This window comes from Novosphingobium lentum NBRC 107847, assembly GCF_001590965.1.
In the GTDB taxonomy this organism is placed as follows: domain Bacteria; phylum Pseudomonadota; class Alphaproteobacteria; order Sphingomonadales; family Sphingomonadaceae; genus Novosphingobium; species Novosphingobium lentum.
The window spans coordinates 253,271-274,227 of record NZ_BCTW01000001.1 but is presented as its reverse complement, the minus strand read 5'-3'; the positions used below and the strand labels follow the sequence as shown (position 1 = coordinate 274,227).

At 67.6% G+C, this 20,957-nt stretch carries 19 protein-coding genes; 12 read left to right on the top strand and 7 right to left on the bottom strand.

Annotation, left to right across the window (positions count from 1 at the left end; translation table 11 throughout):
• Nucleotides 1-116 precede the first annotated feature (116 nt).
• Entirely contained in the window at nucleotides 117-1,061 is a 945-nt protein-coding gene (locus NL2_RS01335; RefSeq protein WP_245647519.1) for a serine hydrolase, read from the top strand.
• A gap of 297 nt (nucleotides 1,062-1,358) precedes the next feature.
• Here the strand turns inward: NL2_RS01335 and NL2_RS01330 are convergent, their stop codons facing one another.
• The gene (locus tag NL2_RS01330; protein WP_084355765.1) at nucleotides 1,359-1,616 is read right to left on the bottom strand and encodes a hypothetical protein; all 258 of its coding nucleotides are present in this window, start codon (nucleotides 1,614-1,616) and stop codon (nucleotides 1,359-1,361) included.
• Between the two features lie 292 nt (nucleotides 1,617-1,908).
• On the opposite strand from NL2_RS01330, the gene polA reads away from it, so the two are divergent.
• Entirely contained in the window at nucleotides 1,909-4,761 is a 2,853-nt protein-coding gene (gene polA, locus NL2_RS01325) for a DNA polymerase I (RefSeq protein ID WP_068070854.1), read from the top strand.
• 121 nt (nucleotides 4,762-4,882) lie between these two features.
• Here polA and NL2_RS01320 read toward each other — a convergent pair whose 3' ends face one another.
• A complete protein-coding gene (locus tag NL2_RS01320) occupies nucleotides 4,883-5,590 on the bottom strand; it encodes a hypothetical protein (protein WP_068070852.1) in 708 nt (235 codons plus the stop codon).
• A gap of 149 nt (nucleotides 5,591-5,739) precedes the next feature.
• Here NL2_RS01320 and NL2_RS01315 point away from each other — a divergent pair, with 149 nt between their 5' ends.
• Nucleotides 5,740-7,248 carry a YifB family Mg chelatase-like AAA ATPase gene (locus NL2_RS01315; protein WP_068070850.1) on the top strand — a complete coding sequence of 503 codons (1,509 nt, stop codon included), beginning with the start codon at nucleotides 5,740-5,742 and terminating at the stop codon, nucleotides 7,246-7,248.
• A gap of 30 nt (nucleotides 7,249-7,278) precedes the next feature.
• Here the strand turns inward: NL2_RS01315 and NL2_RS01310 are convergent, their stop codons facing one another.
• From NL2_RS01310 to NL2_RS01295, 4 genes are all read right to left on the bottom strand, one after another.
• Nucleotides 7,279-8,064, bottom strand: a complete 786-nt coding sequence (locus NL2_RS01310) for a tetratricopeptide repeat protein (protein ID WP_157082970.1) — start codon at nucleotides 8,062-8,064, stop codon at nucleotides 7,279-7,281.
• Between the two features lie 137 nt (nucleotides 8,065-8,201).
• Nucleotides 8,202-8,969: a LytR/AlgR family response regulator transcription factor gene (locus NL2_RS01305; protein WP_068070846.1), complete on the bottom strand. Its 768-nt coding sequence runs from the start codon at nucleotides 8,967-8,969 to the stop codon at nucleotides 8,202-8,204.
• The gene (locus NL2_RS21805; protein WP_439646877.1) at nucleotides 8,959-10,707 is read right to left on the bottom strand and encodes a histidine kinase; all 1,749 of its coding nucleotides are present in this window, start codon (nucleotides 10,705-10,707) and stop codon (nucleotides 8,959-8,961) included. The genes NL2_RS01305 and NL2_RS21805 overlap by 11 nt, the downstream gene beginning before the upstream one ends.
• Before the next feature lie 125 nt (nucleotides 10,708-10,832).
• Nucleotides 10,833-12,359: a fumarate hydratase gene (locus NL2_RS01295; protein ID WP_068070843.1), complete on the bottom strand. Its 1,527-nt coding sequence runs from the start codon at nucleotides 12,357-12,359 to the stop codon at nucleotides 10,833-10,835.
• A 194-nt stretch (nucleotides 12,360-12,553) separates the two neighbouring features.
• Here NL2_RS01295 and NL2_RS01290 point away from each other — a divergent pair, with 194 nt between their 5' ends.
• The 5 genes from NL2_RS01290 (at nucleotide 12,554) to NL2_RS01270 (ending at nucleotide 17,946) form a co-directional block, all read left to right on the top strand.
• Nucleotides 12,554-13,213 carry a protein-L-isoaspartate O-methyltransferase family protein gene (locus tag NL2_RS01290; RefSeq protein ID WP_068070841.1) on the top strand — a complete coding sequence of 220 codons (660 nt, stop codon included), beginning with the start codon at nucleotides 12,554-12,556 and terminating at the stop codon, nucleotides 13,211-13,213.
• A 5-nt stretch (nucleotides 13,214-13,218) separates the two neighbouring features.
• On the top strand, nucleotides 13,219-14,706 hold the full coding sequence (locus NL2_RS01285) for a TolC family outer membrane protein (protein WP_068070839.1): 1,488 nt from the start codon (nucleotides 13,219-13,221) through the stop codon (nucleotides 14,704-14,706).
• 57 nt (nucleotides 14,707-14,763) lie between these two features.
• Entirely contained in the window at nucleotides 14,764-15,276 is a 513-nt protein-coding gene (locus tag NL2_RS01280; RefSeq protein ID WP_068070837.1) for a DUF2497 domain-containing protein, read from the top strand.
• Nucleotides 15,277-15,354: 78 nt separating this feature from the next.
• Nucleotides 15,355-17,541, top strand: a complete 2,187-nt coding sequence (locus NL2_RS01275; RefSeq protein ID WP_068070835.1) for an alpha/beta hydrolase family protein — start codon at nucleotides 15,355-15,357, stop codon at nucleotides 17,539-17,541.
• Between the two features lie 9 nt (nucleotides 17,542-17,550).
• Nucleotides 17,551-17,946 carry a (2Fe-2S) ferredoxin domain-containing protein gene (locus NL2_RS01270; RefSeq protein WP_245647518.1) on the top strand — a complete coding sequence of 132 codons (396 nt, stop codon included), beginning with the start codon at nucleotides 17,551-17,553 and terminating at the stop codon, nucleotides 17,944-17,946.
• A 59-nt stretch (nucleotides 17,947-18,005) separates the two neighbouring features.
• On the opposite strand, the gene NL2_RS01265 is transcribed toward NL2_RS01270, so the two are convergent.
• A complete protein-coding gene (locus NL2_RS01265; RefSeq protein WP_068070833.1) occupies nucleotides 18,006-18,308 on the bottom strand; it encodes a hypothetical protein in 303 nt (100 codons plus the stop codon).
• Between the two features lie 115 nt (nucleotides 18,309-18,423).
• Between NL2_RS01265 and NL2_RS01260 the strand changes: the two genes are divergently transcribed.
• The 4 genes from NL2_RS01260 (at nucleotide 18,424) to NL2_RS01245 (ending at nucleotide 20,948) form a co-directional block, all read left to right on the top strand.
• A complete protein-coding gene (locus NL2_RS01260) occupies nucleotides 18,424-18,855 on the top strand; it encodes a CBS domain-containing protein (RefSeq protein WP_068070831.1) in 432 nt (143 codons plus the stop codon).
• A gap of 80 nt (nucleotides 18,856-18,935) precedes the next feature.
• The gene (locus tag NL2_RS01255; RefSeq protein WP_068070828.1) at nucleotides 18,936-19,286 is read left to right on the top strand and encodes a HesB/IscA family protein; all 351 of its coding nucleotides are present in this window, start codon (nucleotides 18,936-18,938) and stop codon (nucleotides 19,284-19,286) included.
• 44 nt (nucleotides 19,287-19,330) lie between these two features.
• A complete protein-coding gene (gene xth, locus NL2_RS01250; RefSeq protein WP_068070826.1) occupies nucleotides 19,331-20,107 on the top strand; it encodes an exodeoxyribonuclease III in 777 nt (258 codons plus the stop codon).
• A gap of 103 nt (nucleotides 20,108-20,210) precedes the next feature.
• The gene (locus NL2_RS01245) at nucleotides 20,211-20,948 is read left to right on the top strand and encodes a head GIN domain-containing protein (protein ID WP_245647517.1); all 738 of its coding nucleotides are present in this window, start codon (nucleotides 20,211-20,213) and stop codon (nucleotides 20,946-20,948) included.
• Nucleotides 20,949-20,957: the final 9 nt, after the last annotated feature.

The following is a 20,957-nucleotide window of genomic DNA, read 5'->3' as shown; positions in this document are numbered from 1 at the left end:
GCTTGGTAACCACGGGTTCATAGGGTCGGGTCTATAAGCGGGGCATGATGGTTCGGTATCGCAAACTGCTGGCGGCAGCGCTTTTCGCATTTCCTGCGCTCGCAGCGACGGGGCTCATGCAGGATCGTGCGCACGCCGGGCCTTATGGCCAGGGTTATGGCGCCCCGGGTTACGGCACGTCGTCTGCCGCGTATCAGGATCCGCGCGATCTCATGGTCCAGCAGCAGCTGGCCGGGATCGTTGCGCAAAGCCGCGGACGCATCGGTGTGGCGGCGGTCGATCTCGACGGCGGCGGCCAGGTGATGATCAACGGCGACCAGCCGTTCCCGATGGCCAGCACCGCCAAAGTCGCCATCGCCGCCACCTTCCTCAGCCAGGTCGAAGCCGGTCGCCTGCGGCTCGACCAGAACCTGCCGATGATGATCCGCGTGGCCGAACGCGGCCCCCGCAGCGCTGTCGCCCCGGTGCGTCAGGGCCCGATCTACGCCGCGCAGAGCCTGATGGAACTGTCGATCACCCACAGCAACAACGAGGCGACCGACGGCCTGCTCTCCGCCGTGGGTGGGCCGCAAGTGGTCAATGCCTGGCTGACGCGTGCGGGCATCACCGGCCAGCACCTTGACCACACGATGGCCACGCTGGTGCGTGACGATGGCGCGGTCGATCCGGCGCGCGTGATCGACGTGCGCACCGCCAGCACACCGCGCGCGATGGTCGCGCTGTTGGGTGCGATCGATCGCGGCAACGCGCTGTCGCCGCAAAGCCGCGCGATCCTGCTCGATACGATGACCCGCACCGTCACCGGCAGCAAGCGCATGCGCGCCGGCCTGCCCGAAGGCGTGGTGTTTGCGCACAAGACCGGCACGCTGTCGGGCGTGACCGACGATGTCGGCATCATCCGCCTGCCCGACGGCCGCCATCTGGCCGTCGCCATTTTCGTGACCGGCCCCGAAGGCCATTCCGCGCACGGTGCGATGATCGCGCAAATCACCCGCACGCTATACGATGGTTATGCCACGCCGATGAGCGGCGGGGCGACGATCGCGCTGGGTCGCAAGTAAGGGATTTCATCCGGGGCTGCGTTGCAATCCCGTTTGATCGTTCCCACCCCATTCGTTCATCCTGAGCCGGTCGCAGGATGCAAGCTTCGGCTTGCGTCATTCGGATCGGTGCGCGCGCCGTCAATGACGCGCGCAAACCGCACGACCGCAGGGATCCTTCGACCGGCTCAGGATGAGCGGGACCGGGGGGCCGAATGGCTCAACCTCAGCCAAAGACCATGAACCGCCGACCAAAAGAAAAGGGGCGCGGCCTTGCGACCGCGCCCCTGTCCTGAAAAACCTCCCTTGCGGGAAGAATTACATCTTCTTGGCGTCTGCCTTCATGTCGGAAGCGGCTTCCGAAGCAGCACCCGAAGCAGCCATGGCGGCGTCGCCGGCCTTGTCGGCTGCCATCGAGGCAGTGTCTGCAGCGCCGCTGGCGGCAGCAGCAGCATCGGTAGCTACGTCCGAAGCAGCCGAATCGGCAGCGGTGCCGGCGGCGTCTTCGGTCTTCTGCGAGCAGCCCGCGAGGGCGAAGGCGGTGCCGACGACAGCGGCGAGGATGAGCTTGCGCATTGCGATACAATCCCTGGATTGAAGTGAACCGCGACGGACAGAGCCCGTCGCAAAGCCTACTCCAATGGTAGACTTCGCCGCCCAATTAATCGGCAATCGCCGCGCATGCAAGCGGAACACGCATGCGCCAGTCCCGTCAGATGGGTCCGGCGGCAAGATTTTACAAGATCGTGGGGCCGCAAAGCCGCACAAACCCGACGATCCGAGCGCCTGGAAGCTAGTACGATTTTGGCGGCGAATTGTTCCGCGAAGGCCCATGACGGGGGGGCGCATGGCTGCTAACACCCCGGAAATGGACGTCAAACAGCACCTCTACCTCGTCGATGGGTCGGCCTACATCTTTCGCGCCTATCACCGGCTGCCACCCCTGACCAATCCGCACGGCGTGCCGGTGGGGGCGGTTTACGGCTACACCACAATGTTGTGGAAACTCGCCGAAGACCTGCACAAGGCCGACGGGCCGACGCACCTGGCGGTGATCCTGGACAAAGGATCGATCACGTTCCGCAATGCGCTGTATGACCAGTACAAGGCCAACCGCCCGCCCCCGCCCGAGGACCTGATCCCGCAGTTCCCGCTGATTCGCGATGCGACGCGCGCGTTCTCGCTGCCGTGCATCGAGGAGGACAATCTCGAGGCGGACGACATCATCGCCAGTTATGCCCGCGCCGCCACCTTGCGCGGCTGGGACGTGACCATCGTCTCGTCGGACAAGGACCTGATGCAGCTGGTCGGCCGTTGCGGCACCGGCGGCGGCTGTGTCGACATGCTCGACACGATGAAGAACCAGCGGATCGACATTCCCGAAGTCATCGAGAAATTCGGCGTCACGCCCGACAAAGTCGGCGATGTGCTGGCGCTGATGGGCGACGCGGTCGATAACGTGCCCGGCATTCGCGGCATCGGGCCGAAGACCGCGACCAAGCTGATCCAGGAGCATGGCGACCTCGAATCCGCGCTCGCCGCCGCGCCGGCGATGAAGCCGGGCAAGCTGCGCGACAGCCTGATCGAGCAGGCCGACATGGCGCGTCTTTCGCGGGTGCTGGTGCAGCTGAAGGAAGACTGCGACCTGCCGATGGCGATGGACGATTTCGCGCTCGACACGATCCCGCGCGATCCGCTGGCGGCGTTCCTGGAGGAGCACGGCTTCACCAGCCTGCTGCGGCGGCTGGATGGCGGCACGGGCAGCCCGGGCCCCAAGACCCAGCTGCACCCGGCCAGGCCGGTCACTCCGGGCGAGGCGTCGGCACCGCAGGACGGGGCCATTCGCGGCAACCGCCAGTCGCTGCCCGAAATGCCCGCGCCCGACCTTTCCAGCTATGCCTGCGTCCAGACCATCGGCGAACTGGAGCAGTGGATCGCGCGCGCGTTCGCGGCGCGCGTGGTGGCGGTGGACACCGAGACCAGCGCGCTCGACGCGATGCAGGCGGACCTGGTCGGCGTCAGCCTGGCGCTGGGACCGAACGACGCCTGCTACATTCCGCTGGGCCACGGCGGCACCGACATGTTCAGCGAAAAGCCGGTGCAGATCCCGCGCGATGCGGCGCTGGCCGCGCTGAAACCGCTGCTGGAAAGCGACGCGGTGCTCAAAGTGGGCCAGAACATCAAATACGACATCAACATCCTGGCCCGGCACGACATCCACGTCGCGCCGATCGACGATACAATGGTGATGAGCTTCTGCCTCGACGCCGGACGTAGCGAGACCGGCCTTGCCGGGCACGGCATGGACGAACTGTCCGACCGCCACCTTGGGCACGCCACGATGAAGTTCAAGGATGTGTGCGGCACCGGCAAGAAGGCGATCAGCTTCGCCGAAGTGCCGCTGGCCGACGCCACGCGCTATGCCGCCGAGGATGCCGACGTGACCTGGCGGCTGCACCGCGTGCTGGCCCCGCGCCTGCCTGAAGAGGGGGGCACGCGCATCTACCAGCGCGTCGATCGCCCGCTGATCCCGGTGGTGGCGATGATGGAGCGTAACGGCATCCGCGTCGACCGCGAACGGCTGGCGGCGCTCTCCACCGAATTCGCCGGCCAGATCTCCGATCTCGAAACGCTGATCCACACCATGGCCGGCGGGCCGTTCACCATCGGCAGCCCCAAGCAGCTGGGCGACGTGCTGTTCGAGAAGCTGGGCTACAAGGGCGGGCGCAAGGGCAAGAGCGGCCAGTATTCGACCGATCAGGCGATCCTTGAAGGGCTGGCCGCGCAAGGCGCCGAGGTTGCCACCAAAGTGCTCGACTGGCGGCAGCTGTCCAAGCTCAAGTCGACCTATACCGATGCACTGCAGGCCGCGATCAACCCGCGCACGGGGCGGGTCCACACCAGCTACAGTCTGGTCGGGGCGCAGACCGGGCGCTTGTCCTCCACCGATCCCAACCTGCAGAACATCCCGATCCGCACCGAGATCGGCCGCCAGATCCGCGAGGCGTTCGTCGCCGAGCCGGGCAACGTGCTGCTCGCCGCCGATTACAGCCAGATCGAGCTGCGGCTGGCCGCGCACATGGCCGACGTGCCCGCGCTGAAAGACGCCTTCGCCAACGGAGAGGATATTCACGCGCGCACCGCGCGGGAAATGTTCGGCACGGTCGATCGCGACACGCGCGGGCGCGCCAAGACGATCAACTTCGCGATCCTTTACGGCATCAGCCGCTGGGGGCTGGGCGGGCGGCTGGGCGTGGGCGCAGACGAGGCGCAGGCGATGATCGACCGCTATTTCGAGAGGTTCCCCGGCATCCAGCGCTACATCGTCGCCACGCTCGAGCAGGTGCGCGAGTGCGGCTATTCCGAAACGCTGTTCGGCCGCAAGACGTGGTTCCCGCGCATCAATTCGAAGAACCAGGCCGAGCGCCAGGGCAGCGAACGCGCCGCGATCAACGCGCCGATCCAGGGCACCAGCGCCGACATCATCAAGCGCGCGATGGCCCGGATGATGCCCGCGCTCGAGGACGCGGGGCTGGGCCATGTCAGGATGCTGCTGCAGGTACACGACGAACTGGTGTTCGAACTGCCCGAAAGCGATGCGGCGGCGGCGCGCCCGGTGATCGAGCGGGTGATGGCCGAAGCCGCGACGCCTGCGGTCGCGCTCAGCGTGCCGCTGGGGATCGAGATCGGCACCGGGCCATCATGGGGCGCGGCGCACTAACCAACCCCTTCCTCAGATCCGCTCGTCCTGAGCCTGTCGAAGGACGCTCGCCCAGCGGCGGCGTCGGGCGCATGCTTCGACCAGCTCAGCATGAGCGGAGTTGGGACAGGCAGCAGCCTGATCAATCCAGCGCGGCGTACCGCGCGACGTCTTCCTTGTGCAGCCACAGCGCCCGGCTGTTGGGCACCGAATTGGTCAGCGCATAGAACGCCGCCGCGCGATCGGGGGCCAGCCCCATCTCGCGGTAATAGCCGAGGTACGCGCGGTTGACCGGGTCGCTCGCGCCGAAATCCGTGGCCTGCTTTCCTGCATCGTCGAGCCACGAGTGCACCGCGAACTGCGCGTCGGCGGCGGCGTGGCGGTGCGCGCCGGCCAGGAACAGTTCGACCGCGCCAGAACGCACCGAGCCGCCCGGCGGCACATCGGTATCGATGCCGTGCGCGCGAATCATCCGGCCCAGCCGCAAGTTGGCGGTATCGTCGACCGTGCCCGGGCAATCGATCATCTCGATCGCGCGGATGCCGGGCCAGGCCTGCAGCATCTCGGCAAAGTCGGCGGGTGAATAGCTGTCGGTTTCCGCCACCAGCGCGGCGTGACCGGCATCGAGCACGCGGAACGGCCCGAATTTGGCGATGCTCGCGATCTCGGGAATTTCGGACACGCCGACGATACGCTCGCCGCCCGGTTCCTCGACTTCTTCGGTGACCGTGGTGGTTTCGGTCCAGGTGACGCCGTCTTCGACCCAGGTGCGCGTGCCGACCTGCTGCGCCTGCGCGGGCACGGCGAACATGGCGAGCATCAGGCTCAGGACGGGCAGCAGGCGGCGCATGCAGCATAATCGCCCGCCGCGCCTTGCCGCTTCGCAAAGGAACACCGTTAAACACCGTTATCCACGACCAGGAGACTCACCCGATTTGGTGCGATCGGCTTGGCAGCTTGCCGGGGCTTGGCGATAGCCTGCCATAAGGAGTTGCACGTATGGTCGCGCTGGTTTCGACGGTCGCCTATCTCGGCCTCGAGGCGCGCGGCGTGGAAGTGCAGTGCCAGATCGCGCGCGGCATGCCTGCGTTCAAGCTGGTGGGCCTGCCCGACAAGGCCGTGGGCGAAAGCCGCGAGCGCGTGCATTCGGCACTATCGGCACTGGGGCTGGCGCTGCCGCCCAAGCGGATCACGGTCAACCTCTCGCCCGCAGACTTGCCCAAGGAAGGATCGCATTACGACCTGCCCGTCGCGCTGGCGCTGCTGGCGGCGATGGGCGTGGTCGATCTGGAACAGATCGGCGATTTCGTGGCGGTGGGCGAACTCGCGCTCGACGGGCGGATCATCGCCAGCCCCGGCGTGCTGCTCGCCGCGCTGCACGCCAGCGGCACCGGCAAAGGGCTGATCTGCCCCGCCGCACAAGGGACCGAGGCGCGTTGGGCGAGCGGGATCGAAGTGGTCGCCGCGCCCGATCTGGTCAGCCTGCTCAACCACCTCAAAGGCACGCAGCGCCTGCCCCCGCCGCTGCCGGGCGAGGCCGAGCCGGTGCGGCGGATGGCCGACCTGCGGCAGGTCAAAGGGCAGGAAGTGGCCAAGCGCGCGCTCGAGATTGCGGCCGCTGGCGGCCACAACCTGCTGATGATCGGGCCGCCCGGCGCGGGCAAATCGCTGATGGCGGCGTGCCTGCCCGGCATCCTGCCCGAACTGACCCCGTCCGAAGCGCTGGAGGTGTCGATGGTCGCCTCGGTCGCGGGCACGCTGCAGGATGGGCGCATCAGCCGCGCGCGGCCCTTCCGCGCACCCCACCATTCGGCATCGATGGCGGCGTTGACCGGCGGGGGCCTGCGCGTGCGCCCCGGCGAGGTCAGCCTGGCGCATCTGGGCGTGCTGTTCCTGGATGAGCTGCCCGAATTCCAGCGCGCGGTGCTCGATTCGCTGCGCCAGCCGCTCGAAACGGGCGAGGTCACCGTGGCGCGGGCGAGCGCGCATGTGACGTTCCCGGCGCGGGTGCAGCTGATCGCGGCGATGAATCCGTGCCGCTGCGGCCATCTGGGCGATCCCGCGCTGGGCTGCAGCCGCGCGCCGCGCTGCGCCGCCGATTACCAGAGCCGGGTATCGGGCCCGCTGCTCGACCGCATCGACCTGCATGTCGAGGTCGACCCGGTATCCGCCGCCGACCTTGCATTGCCACCCCCGGCGGAAGGATCGGACGCGGTAGCCGCGCGCGTCGCCCGCGCCCGCGCGGTGCAGACCAACCGGCTGGCCGGCACGCGCATGCGCAGCAATGCCGAACTCGATGGCGACGCGCTGGAAGCCCACGCCACGCCCGACGAGGCGGGGCGCAAGCTGTTGCTGCAGGCGGCCGAGGCCATGCGCCTGACCGCGCGCGGCTATACCCGGATGCTGCGCGTGGCGCGCACCGTAGCCGATCTGTCCGGCGCGGACACGATCGGCCGGATCCACCTTGCCGAAGCGCTCAGTTATCGCCGCCAGCCGCCAAGGGCGTGATGTTGCGTCCGATGGCTTGAGCGGTCGGCTTTACGGGGTCTCGTTTTCCAGCATTTCCGTGCAGTTGGCGTCCTGTCCGGCCAGGCAGCCCTTCAGCCGCAAGTCCTGCAGGTGGCGCGTTTGTGCGGGTGTCGCTTCGCTGTCATCGGCGTTGGGTCCAAGTTCGACCCGGTAACCGCAGCCATCGAAATCGCCCATCGAGCAGCCTTTATCGTACAGGTCGATCGCCTTTGCCCGGCTGTAGAACGCGTCGTTCGAATCATCGACATAGATCCGGCCCGCCTCGGTGCAGGCCCGGCTCGATCCCAGCGTGCAGCCGCGTTCGAGCAGGCGCAGCGCGCCGGGTTTGTCGTTGTTGCCGCCCTGGCCGTCCTTGAACATCGCCGCGCCCGGCGTGCAGGCATACGCCAGCCCGGCGTCGCATGCTTTCGACAGCGCGTTGCGGGCCTGCGTCATGTTGGCCGATCCTCCGTCGCCTTCACGCGCCATCAGGCCCAGCAGGTAGCAGCTTTTGGCGTCGGCCTTGGCACAGTTGGCAAGGAACAGCGCGCGGCCCTTTGCCGCAGAATCGAACGAACTGCGGTAGCCCAGCCCGGCATAACGGCAGGCATCGAGATTGCCTTTGTGGCACTGGTCATCGAAATCGTTGGTGCCGGCATCCGGGTCTGCGGCGTCGGCGGCCTCGGCGGCTGCCGCAGCAGCACTGTCCTTCGCGTTTTGCGCCTGTGCGGCGTGGGGCGTCACCAGCAACAGCGCCAGTGCGCCGCCGATCATCATGCCCGCGCGTGAAAGTAGCCCGTTCCCCAGAAATCGCATCGCCAACCTCCCCCAATCATCGTTAGCCGCCACGACCGCTCACGTCGGGCGATCGCACCTTGTTGCCGCCGTGCAGGCTGACACCAAGGCGGTCCGCTGGCAATGACCCGGCGCACAATCCCGATGTCAGGCGCCGGTCAGCGCCCGGCCATCGCCTTCGCGCGCGCCAGATAGGTGCGGCCGATGCGCAGCATGGTGCCGTCGGCGAGTTCGGCCGACCACACGCCCAGTCCGTCGTGGCGCAATCCCGCGATGCGGTCGCGGCGCACGATCGTGGAGCGGTGCAGGCGGATGAAGCGTTCGGGGTCGAGCCGCGCTTCCAACCCGACGATGGTGTGCAGCATCAGGTAGCTGCGCCCCGGTCCATCGTTCTGCCCGACGTGGAGCCGCACATAATCGCGTTCGGCATCGATGCGGTCGATGTCCGACGCCGAGACGCGCACCAGTTCGGACCGGTGCGGCACCCAGAACTCCTCGATCCATTCGGGCGTCCGATCGCCATCGGGCGCGCGCTGGGGCGCGTTGCGGCGGGCCAACGCGCGGTCGATCGCGCGTTCCAGCCGGTCCTGCGCGACGGGTTTGAGCACATAGTCCACCGCATCGAGATCGAACGCCTCGACCGCAAAGTGGTCGTGCGCGGTCACGAACACGATCGCGGGGCTGTTCGCCTGCCCGGCCAGCGCGCGCGCCACCGACAGCCCGTCGACTTCGGGCATGGTCATGTCGAGCAGGACCAGTTCGGGTGCCAGCGCCTCGACCAGCCGCAGCGCGGCGGCGCCGTCGCTGGCGGTGCCGACCACCGACAATGCGGGGATGCGCGCGCACAGGATCTGCATGCGCTCCACCGCCAGCGGCTCGTCATCGACAATCAGCGTACGCAGGGTTTCATTCGGTTCAGCAGTCATGGCGCACCAGTGGCAGAGTTAGGACAGTGGTGTAACCGCCTGCCGGCAGCGGCCCGGTTTCGACGCGCGCGGCATCGCCGAACCGCGCGGCCAGGCGATCGCGCACGTTGGCAAGGCCGATCCCGGTTCCGCCCCGGCCGGGTTCGGTCATGCCCGGCCCGTCGTCGGCCACGGCGAGCACGAGAAACCCGCCCGCCTCGCGCGCGCTGATGCGCACCGTGACCGGGCGGTTGGTGGCCGACACCGCGTACTTGATCGAGTTTTCGACCAGCGGCTGAAGGATCATGCCGGGCACGCACGCGCTGCCGAGCGAATCGGGCACTTCGAATTCGGTGCGCAGCCGCTCGGGGAAGCGCACTGCCTCGATCGCGAGGTAATGGCGCTGCAACGCGATTTCGTCGTCCAGCGGCACGTCGGACGTGGGATCGCCGGCCAGGCTGTGGCGATAGAAGCTGGAGATCGTCTGGATCATCCGTTCGGCTTCCTCCTCGCGCCCGGTCATCACCAGCGCCGACAGCGAATTGAGCGTGTTGAACAGGAAGTGCGGATTGACCTGATAGCGCAACGACCGCAGCTCCGCATTCTTGGCGGCGCGGCGATATTCGCTTTCGCGCCGCTCCGACGCGCGCACCTGTTCGGCATTGCCCAGCGCAAGATACAGCGCGGCCCACGCGATCAGCAGGAAATAGCGCCCCAGCGCGACATCGGTCAGCTGGCGCCACAGCCCTTCGTTTTCCACCGACAGCTTGGCGACGTCGATCGTGGCGGGTGCGGACGCGGCTGGCGACGGGGACAGGGAAGGCGCCGGAGACACCGCGGATGGCGCAGGTGCGGCCGGTACAACCGGACCGGCGGACGGTGACGGCGGCGCATGCCGTGCGGGCCGGGCAGCGGGCGCGGGTGCGGGCGCTGGCCCGACACGCACCGTGATGTGCGGGATCGCGGGCACGTCGATTTTCGGGGGAGCCGGCGGAATCGGGGGAATATCGACTCCCGGGCCGTCGTCGGGAAGCCCGTCCGCCGCATCTTCCGCCGCCGCCCGCGATGCCTCGGCCATGGCCTGGCGGCGGTCCTGCATCGCCTCGGCGCGCGCTTGTTCAGCCTGCTGGAGCGCCTCGGTCCTCGCGCGCTGCGCCTCGGCCCGGGCCTCCTCCAGATCGCGCCGCGCTTCGTCGATGCTCCCGCCGACTTCATCGACCAGCATGTTGCCCGAAAGGTCGTGGCGAATGCGCACGCGCGGCGCGACGGGGGCTGCAGGCGCGACCGGCGCCGCCGGGGCGGCAACGCCTGCCCGTGGGGCGGACGGAGCCACCGGGGCGGGCACCGGGGCGGGCGGTTCGGTCTGGCCGGGAAGCGGGGCGGTGGGCTGGGTTTCGCGCGCGACCATCCGTTCGAGCATCCGCTGCTCGACCGGGGCGAACGCCTGCTGGTTGATCACTGCCAGCGCCAGCGCGGCGGGCAGCATGATCACCAGCGCGGCGGCGACCCGCTGGCCCAGCGTGCGCGCGTCGAACCGGCGCAGCACCGGCCAGACCAGCACCGTCACCGCGATCCCGGCGAGCGTGACCAGCGCACGGCGCCACAGCAGATCGTTGAATTCGCCCAGCTCCACCACCAGCCCGCGCACGGTGATCAGTACGAAATAGCACAGCCACAACGCCGTTGCCGAGATGACGACAAGGCGTGCGGGAACGCGGGCTACGGGCTGGACGGGGGAAGCTTCATCGCCAATGGGCATCCGGCCATCCTAGACCCGCACACCGCCTGCGCGCCACCCGCCCGGTCGAGCGGAGTCGGCGGTTGGTCGATGGATCAGGCCAATGGAAGGCGAGCGCACGCGCCACCACGGTGCGAAGCCCGGCCTCACGCCCCCTGCAGCAGCCCTTCCTTGGCGATCCGTTCCTTCCAGATCAGCGGGGCGAGTTCGTGGACGTTGTTGCCTTGTGAATCGACCGCGACGGTCACCGGCATGTCCTGCACGGTGAATTCGTAGATCGCCTCCATCCCCAGATCCTCGAACCCGACGACCGTGGCTTCCTTGATCGCGCGCGCGACCAGGTAGGCCGCGCCGCCCACCGCCATCAGGTACGCGACCTTGTGTTTGGCGATTTCCTTGACTGCGCCCTGCCCGCGCTCGGCCTTGCCGATCATCGCCAGCAGGCCGAGTTCGAGCATCATGTCGGTGAACTTGTCCATCCGCGTGGCGGTGGTCGGTCCCGCCGGGCCGACGACTTCGCCCACCACCGGATCGACCGGGCCGACATAGTAAATCGCGCGGCCGCGGAATTCGACCGGCAACTGCTCGCCTTTGGCCAGCATGTCCTGGATGCGCTTGTGCGCGGCATCGCGCCCGGTGAGCATCTTGCCGTTGAGCAGCAGGCGGTCGCCGTGCTTCCAGCTTTGCACCTGTTCAGGCGTCAGGTGATCGAGATCGACCTTCTTGGCGGCCTTGTCAGGCGCCCATTCGACTTTGGGCCAATCATCGAGGTTGGGCTGCTCGAGATAGCTCGGGCCCGATCCGTCGAGCGTGAAGTGCGCATGGCGGGTGGCGGCGCAGTTGGGGATCATCGCCACCGGCTTGCCCGCGGCGTGGCACGGCCAGTCGTAGATCTTGACGTCGAGGATGGTGGACAGTCCACCCAGCCCTTGCGCGCCGATGCCCAGCGCGTTGACCTTGTCGTAAATCTCGACGCGCAGCTTCTCGATGTCGGTCTGCGGCCCGCGCTGCTTCAGCTGGGCCATGTCGATCGGGTCCATCAGGCTCTGCTTGGCCAGCTTCACGCAGTGTTCGGCGGTGCCGCCGATGCCGATGCCGAGCATCCCCGGCGGGCACCAGCCGGCGCCCATCTGCGGCAGCATTTCCAGCACCCAGTCCACGATCGAATCGCTGGGGTTCATCATCTTGAACTTGGACTTGTTCTCGCTGCCGCCACCCTTGGCCGCGACATCGACGTGGACGTGGTGGCCGGGCACCATTTCCACCGACAGCACGCACGGCGTATTGTCGCGCGTGTTGCGGCGGGTGAAGGCCGGGTCGGCCAGGATCGAGGCGCGCAGCTTGTTTTCCGGGTTGAGGTAGGCGCGGCGCACGCCTTCATCGACCACGTCCTGCAGGCTCTTGTCCGATTCCAGCCGGCAGTCCTGGCCCCACTTGATGAACACGTTGACGATGCCGGTGTCCTGGCAGATCGGGCGGTGGCCTTCAGCGCACATCCGGCTGTTGGTGAGGATCTGGGCGATGGCGTCCTTGGCCGCCGGGCCCTGTTCCGCCTCATAAGCCACGCCCAGCGCGCGGATATAGTCCATCGGGTGGAAGTAGCTGATATATTGCAGCGCATCGGCCACGCTGTCGATCAGGTCTTCTTCGCGGATGGTCACCATTTCGCCCATGATCGCCGAATCCCCTAGCTTGCAGTATGATCTAAAAACCACAGTTCTTTACGCGCGCAGGGCGTCGACGCAAAGCGCTTGGCGCACAACCGGCGATATTCTACAGGCGGCGGACATTCCGGTTCGGGCACCCCCTCGCAAAGCGGTTGCACCGGTGTGTTATCGATGCAATACAGCCGGACCATGAGGTTTCAATGACGGTGGTGGAACAGCAGCCGACGCAGGCCCAACCGGCCGCCGCCCGGCGCGCGATGATCGACAGCCAGCTGCGCGTCAGCGGCGTGAACGACCCCGCCGTTCTGGCGGCGTTCGCAAGCGTCGCGCGCGAGGATTTCGTCCCCGAAGCGCGGCACGGTGTCGCTTATGCCGATCGCTCGGTGCCGCTGGGCAATGGCCGCGTGCTGGCGCCGGCGCTGACCCACGGCAAGATGCTGATCGAGGCCGCGCCGGTCGTGACCGACAGCGTGCTGATCGTCGGCGGCGGCAGCGGCTATCTCGCCGCCGTGGTCGCGCCGCTGGTCGGCAAGCTGACCGTGGTCGAATCGGATCCCGCGCTGGCGCAGGGCCTTCCGCCGCGCGCCGGGCACTGGCAGATCGGCCCGCTGGCCGAGGGCAATGCGGCAGGCGCACCTTATACGCTGATCCTGATCGACGGTGCGATCGACAACGTCCCGCCGGCGCTCGCCGCGCAGCTGGCCGAAGGCGGGCGTCTGGTGACCGGTCTGGTTGAACGCGGCGTGACGCGGCTGGCAACGGGGCGCAAGGTGGACGGCAACGTCGTGCTGACCGTGCTGGCCGAAGCCGATTTTGCACCGCTGGCCGAATTTGCGGCGCCCAAGGCGTGGAGTTTCTGATTACGATGTCGCCTCACGCCGATCGCGCCGTCTTCCGCGCAGCCCTGCTGGCGTGCACCGTCCCCGCCCTGATCGCCCCCGCCTTCGCGCCGGTGGCATGGGCCGACGATCTGCGCGGCGCGCTGGCCAGCGCTTATGACACCAACCCGACGCTCGATGCCGCGCGCGCCAACCAGCGCGCGGTCGATGAAGGCGTGCCGATCGCGCGAGCGCCGGGCCTGCCGTCATTGAGCGGCACGGTGACGTACACCGAATTCCTCAAGAAGAGCGCGAACAGCTTCACCTCGCCCGACCGCGTGCTGGATGCGCAGGCCAATCTGGGTGTACCGATCTTCTCGGGCGGTTCGGTCAAGAATTCGGTCCGCGCCGCCAAAGTGCGGGTCGAAGCGGGTCAGGCCGACTTGCGCGGAACCGAAAGCCAGATCTTCAGCCAGACCGTATCGGCCTACATGGATGTGATCCGCGACCAGGCAATCGTCGGGCTCAACCGCAACAACGTCGATGTGTTGCAGGTCAACCTCAAGGCGACCGGCGATCGCTTCGAGATCGGCGACGTGACCCGCACCGACGTGGCACAGTCGAACTCGCGCCTGGCATTGGCGCGCGGCGATTTGCGCACCGCCGAATCCAACCTCGTCGCCAGCCGCGAGCTGTACATCCAGATCGTGGGCAAGGCGCCGGTCGATCTCCAGCCGCCGCCACCGCTGCAGGCGCTTCCCGCCTCGCCCGACGAAGCGGTGCAGGTCGCGCTCGACAACAACCCCGACCTGATCGCCGCGCGCCAGCGGACCAAGGCGGCGGGTTACGACACCGATGTCGCGGGCGCCGGGCGCCTGCCCAAGGTCAGCGTGTTCACCGGGCCCGACTACACCAACTATTTCGGCACGCTGGGTGGCTCATCGGTGCCGGCCGGGACGTTCACGCAACACGACGTCACCGCGCAGCTCGGCGTGCGCGCCACCATCCCGATCTTCCAGGGCGGCCTGCCCGCAGCGCAGCAACGCCAGGCGCAGGCACGCGAAAACGCCGCGATGGAGCAGGAAATCGGCGCCGAACGCCAGGTCATCGCCACGGTGCGCTCTGCCTTTTCGGCGTGGCGATCGGCCAACGACATCATCGCGCTGAACCAGACGGCGGTCGATGCGGCATCGTTGAGCCTGGAAGGCGTGCGCGCGGAAAACACCGTGGGCAACCGCACCATCCTCAACATCCTCGATGCCGAGCAGGAACTGCTGCGTGCGCAAGTCCAGCTCGTGGCGGCGCGGCGCAACGCCTATGTCGCCGGGTTCAATCTGCTGTCGGCGATGGGCAAGGCCGAAGCGCGCGACCTCGGCCTCGACGGCGGCACCCTGTACGATCCGCAGGCCAACTACGATCGCGTGAAGAACAAGATCTGGGACTGGGAGCGCGATCCCGATCCGGTCGCCCGGTCGACCCGCACCGTTGACACGCCCGCGCAGAATGCGACTATCCCAGCCCAGCCGGCACCCTGAGCGGAGTCGGTCGGGCACATGCGCGAACAGGGCAACATCCGGGGGAAAGTGACGTCAATGCGCCAGATGGGGGAACCTTCGGTCGAGGAAATCCTCGAATCGATCAAGAAAGTGATCGCGCGCGACAATCGCTCGGAAGCCGCGCAACTGCGCACGCGCCGCGAAGAAGGCCTGATTACCGCGCACCACGCCACGCACGAGCCGCGCGCACGCACGCATGAAGTACTGGAGCTGACCGAAGCGGAAGCTGCCGACGATGAGGCGGTCTATGGACAGTCCGGGCACGCAAGTGCGGGCCATGAGGGGGATGACGATGCCGCAGCGGAAGAAGCTGGCCTCCTGCCCGAAGCGGCCGCCGCTTCGATGCGCGATTCGCTGACCGCGCTGGCCATGCTCGCGGAACCCGGCGCAAGCCCGCAGATCGTCCGCTCGGGCGAAACCTCGCTCGAAGGGCTGGCGCGCGAACTGATGCGCCCGATGCTTGCCGAATGGCTCGAGAACAACCTGCCCGCGATGGTCGAGAAGATGGTCGCGGCGGAGATTGCCCGGATCGCCGGCAAGAAGGGCTGATCCTCGGTTCGGGGCCTCGCAGAGCAGGCCCGCGCAATTCCCGTTGCCTTCGTTCGGTGAGCCGTTAACCCCGGCACGATGAAGCACATTCTGAAACGCGCCGCGCTGGCCGCCGCGCTTTGTACCGTCCCCGGCTTTGCTGCCACCACCACCGCCAAGCCGGCCGCGCAACCCACGCTTACCCCGATGACCGCACAGGACCTGGTCACGCTTGGCCGACTGGGCGGCACCGCGGTTTCGCCCGACGGCCAGCTGGCGGCGTATTCGGTCACCACCACCGATCCGGTCAGCTACAAGCGCACCACCGCGATCTGGCTGCAGAGCATCGCCCAGCCAAACCGTCCGCCGGTGAAGCTGGTGTGGAACGGGTCGGCGACCGATCCCGCGTTCGGCCCCGACGGCGCGCTGTGGTTCCTGTCCGATGCCCTGCCCGCAGGCTCCGGCGCCGGTGCGACGGCGGTCACCCAGCTTTACCGCGCGACACCTTCGGCTGCGGGCATCGTGGCGACACCGCCGCTCCGTGCCACCGAGTTCAAGACCGACGTCGCCGGGTTCAAGCTGTCCCCCGATGGCAAGCGCATCGCGCTGTGGGGCGATATCGCGCGCGACTGCCCCACGTTCGGCGGCTGCGCGACCGACGGCAACACCAGCCTGCCCGGCCCCGGCACCGGTCGCCTCTATCGCGACGGCACCGGGTTCGTGCGCCATTGGGACGCGTGGGAAACGCCGGGCAACTACAGCCGGGTGTTCGCGTTCGATCTGGGCGCGGACGGCAAGGTTGGCGGGCCGGGCCATGCGCTCGACGGCGATCCCAGGGCAGGCGGTTTGACCGGCGATGCCCCGAACAAGCCTTTCGGCGGCGGCGACGATGTGGCGTGGAGCGCGGACAGCAAGGCGGTGGTCTATGCCGCGCGGCAGTCCGACCGGCACGAGCCGACCTCGACCAACCTCGACTTGTGGTGGGCACCGGCGGACGGGTCCTCCCCGACCGACATCACCGTTGCCAACACCGCGACCGACGTCATGCCCGCACCCTCGCCCGACGGAAAGTGGCTGGCGTGGGCGGCGATGGCGCGCCCCGGCTTCGAGGCGGACCGGCAGGTGGTACAGCTGCGGAACCTCGCCACCGGCGAGACGCGCGCATTGACCACAGGCTGGGACCGGTCGGTCGCATCGCTGGCGTGGACGCGCGATGCCAAGGCCCTGATCGTTACTGCCGAGGATGTGCTCGACACCCCGGTGTTCCGCATCGACATCGCCACCGGCAAAGTCACCCGGCTGGTGCTGTCGCCGGGCCGAGAAGGGCATATCGGCAATGTGGTGCCGCTGAAGGACGGGCGGCTGGTCTACACCCGCGACACGATCGACGCGCCGGCCGAGCTGTATGTCGGCACGCCTGGCAAGGCGGGCACGCGCCTCACCGACATCTCCGCCAGCGCCATCGCGCGGCTTGCACCCGTGACCACCCGCCGGTTCAGCTTCACCGGCGCGGGCGGCGACACCGTGTGGGGCCAGATCACCAAGCCCGCCGGGGGTGCCGGCAAATTGCCCGCGATCCTTTATGTCCACGGCGGCCCGCAAGGATCGTTCAACGACAGCTGGTCGAACCGCTGGAACCCGCGCGTGGTCGCGAGCCAGGGCTATGCCGTGGTTTCGGTCGATTTCCACGGCTCGACCGGATACGGCCAGGCCTTTACCGACGCGATCAGCAACGACTGGGGCGGCAAGCCACTCGAAGACCTGCAGAAGGGCTTGGCCGCCGCTGCCGCGACCGACCCGGCGGTCGATACCGACAACGCCTGCGCGATGGGCGCATCGTACGGCGGCTACATGATGAACTGGATCGAGGGCGCGTGGCCCGACAAGTTCAAGTGCATCGTCCAGCACGACGGCGTGTTCGATGCCCGCGCCATGGCCTACGAAACCGAGGAACTGTGGTTCGACGAGTGGGAGCATGGCGGCCACCCCTATTACGAAGCGCCCGAGGCGTTCGAGAGGTGGAACCCGGTCAACCTGGTGGCCAAATGGCGCACGCCGATGCTGGTGATCACCAGCGAGAACGATTTCCGCATCCCCTACACCCAAGGCATCGCCGCGTTCACCGCCGCGCAGCGCCGGGGCGTGCCGTCCGAACTGCTGGTGTTCCCCGACGAGAACCACTGGGTGCTGAAGGGCAAGAACTCGCTGCAGTGGCACGCAACGGTGTTCGCCTGGCTCGATCGCTGGCTGCGTGGCACCAAGCCTGCCCCTGCGGGCGGGAAATAGGGCGCGATCGTGGACGATATTGCCCGGGAGAGCTGGTTCAAGGGGCCCGGCACCGTCGATGAAGCCGAGCGCGCGCTCGAATTGCTCGGCGGCTTTGCCACGCAGCGCCACATCCTGCTGTGCGCCGATCCCGAAAAGGACAAGTGCGCTCCGCGCGAGGTGGGCAACGAATCGTGGAACTTCCTCAAGAAGCGGCTGGGTGAGCTGAAGCTGGGTGGCTCGGTTGGCGTGTTGCGCAACAAGGTCAGCTGCCTGCGCGTGTGCCTCGCCGGGCCGATCGCGGTCGTCTATCCCGACGGCGTCTGGTACCATTCGTGCACGCCCGCCGTGCTTGAACGGATCATCCAGGAACATGTCATCGGCGGCGTTCCGGTGGAGGAATTCCGGCTGAAGCGGGTGCTTTAGGTTTTGTTTCAGCGTGGCTGAAACAGGGCGGCGCTTCCAGCCGTCGGGCTGGAAAAACCCTAAGGCCCGAACCCCTCGCGTTCGTCTTCCAGCGGGTTTTCGATCGATTCGTCGTGACCGGTGCCGCTCGACAGGAACACCAGTCCCATCAGCGCCGCCGTCAGCAGCATCGCGGCGCCGATGCCCAGCACGGTGGCAATGTAGAAGTGGATCGAGACGAACCCGACCACGCGGTACATCAGCAGTGCCACGATCATCACCGTCACCAGCGTGACCAGCGTCATCCACTTCATCAGCCGGCGATAGCGCGCCCAGGCGTAAGCCGCCGTGGCGGGATCATCGAGCGGAGAGTGGCCGACCATGGCGGTTCAATGAGCCTGCCCGCGAACGCTGGCAATCGCTTTCGCCGCCGGGCAATCCATGTCATGATCGCATTGGAATACAGGGGAACACTGTTTCGAGACACAGGAGGAAGCGATGACCATAGCAAGGATCATGGAAGGCCGTGTCGGCGAAATCTGGAGCTGCCACGCCGAAGACTGCGTGGCCGATGCGGTGGAATTGCTCGCCACCAAGCGAATCGGTGCGATCCCGGTGCGCGACGCCCATAACGACGTGGCTGGCATCTTTTCCGAACGCGACGTGCTGCATTGCGTCCACGCCCACGGCGCCGACGCGATGCGCATGAAAGTGCGCGACGTGATGACCAGCCCGGCGATCACCATCGAACCCGGCATGGCCGTGCTGGAGGCGCTGTCGCTGATGACTCGCCGCCGCATCCGCCACCTGCCGGTGGTGGAGAACGGCCGGATGAAGGGCTTCATCTCGATCGGCGACCTCGTGAAGTACCGGATCGACCGGGTCGAGGCCGAAGCCGAGGCGATGCGCAGCTATATCCAGTCGGCATAATCCGCCATTTCAGGCGCGCAATCGGCGTCGTTGATGCCGCGCTGCTTGAGCGGAAGGTCAATCGCTCCTATCTGTAGGGGATGACCGATCCTGCAACCACCCTGGCGCCCGCGATAACCCTGGCGCCCAGCGCCGCCCGGCGCGTGGCGGCGATTGCCGCCAAGCAGGCCAAGCCCGCCGTGCTGCGGCTGTCGGTCGAAGGCGGCGGCTGTTCGGGCTTCCAGTACAAGTTCGGGCTCGATGAACTGCCGCAAGCCGACGACACCGTCGCCGAAACCGAAGGCGTGCGACTGCTGGTCGATTCGGTCAGCCTCGATCTGGTGTCGGGCAGCGTGGTCGAATATGTCGAATCGCTGGGCGGCGCGGCGTTCCGAGTGACCAATCCCAACGCGTCCGCCGGGTGCGGGTGCGGGTCGAGCTTCGCGATCTGAATGATCGCCCGCCAAGTGATTGCTCGCGACAGATTGCCCGCCAGATGATCAAGGTCGCCTCGTTCAACATCAACGGGATCAAGGCGCGCCTGCCGCGCCTGCTCGAATGGCTTGAGGAAACGCGCCCGTCGGTCGCCTGCCTGCAGGAGATCAAGACGCAGGACGAAGGCTTTCCCGCCGCCGAGTTCGAGAAGATCGGCTATCACGCCATCTGGCACGGCCAGAAGGGCTTCAACGGCGTCGCGATCCTCGCCGATGGCGTGGCCCCGATCGAAGCGCTTCGCGGCCTGCCCGGCGAGCCCGAGGACGAGCACGCCCGCTATCTCGAGGCCGATGTGTTCGGCTTGCGCGTGGTGTGCATCTACCTGCCCAACGGCAATCCGCTGCCCGGCCCCAAGTTCGACTACAAGCTGCGCTGGATGGAGCGGCTGCGCGCGCGGATGGCCGAACTCGCCGCGCTGGAACTGCCGGTCATCGTCACCGGCGACTTCAACGTGATTCCCCAGGACAAGGACGTGTGGGCGCCCGCCGCGATGGCCGGTGACGCACTGATGCAGCCCGCTTCGCGCGATGCCTACCGCCGCCTGCTCAACGATGGCTGGACCGACGCGCTCGACACGCTGAACCCGCGCGGCGGGGTGTGGACGTTCTGGGATTACCAGGCAGGCGCATGGCAGCGCGACCATGGGTTTCGCATCGACCACGCGCTGCTCTCGCCCGACCTGGCCGACCGGCTGGTCGCGGCGGGCGTCGACAAGGACCATCGCGGCCGCGAGAAGGCGAGCGACCACGCGCCGATGTGGGTCGAACTGCGCGACTGAGCAGGCGTGTGTCCGCTACAAACCACCGCGCCCGATCGACCAGCGACATTGCCCTCATCGTGTTACCGTATTATATCGGCAACACACATTGAGGAGAGTTCCGATGTTCAAGGATCTGGCGCGCGCCGTGGCGGGCATCGCCGTGATGGGCCTGGCCGTGGCCACCAGCGGTTGCGACAACGTGAATTTCGACATGGACGGGCACAAGGGCGTGCCGCTTGCCGAGCTCGACTTGTCAGGCAAGGCACCCGGCGAGGTTACGCTGCTCGGCCCCGATCACCTGCAGATCACGCGCGGCGACACGCTGGCGATTACGGTGGATGGCGACCAAGCAGCCAAGGACCACCTGCGGTTCGTGCTCGACGACGGCAAGCTCGGGATCGGCCGCGACGGCTGGAAGAACGGAACGGGCATCGCCACCATCCACGTGACCATGCCCGCACCCAGCCGCCTGGTGATGGCGGGGTCCGGCACGATCACCGCCGATGCGCTGGCCGGCGCCGAAACGCGCGTGACCATTGCCGGATCGGGGACGGTCGATGCGCCGTCGATCGAAACCGACGAACTGAAGGTCGATGTCGCCGGATCGGGCCGCCTGCGCGCGGGCGGCCACGCCAAGACGCTGAAAGTCACCATGGCCGGCAGCGGCGCGGCCGAACTCATCGGGCTGACGGTGGGATCGGCCAAAGTCGACGTCGCCGGATCGGGCAACACCAGCTTCGCGTCCGATGGCGACGTTTCGGCCAACATCATGGGGTCGGGCGAAGTGCGCGTGCGCGGCCGGGCCAAGTGCACGGTGCAGTCGATGGGATCGGGCAAGCTGGTGTGCGAGCCGGGATGATACCCCGCC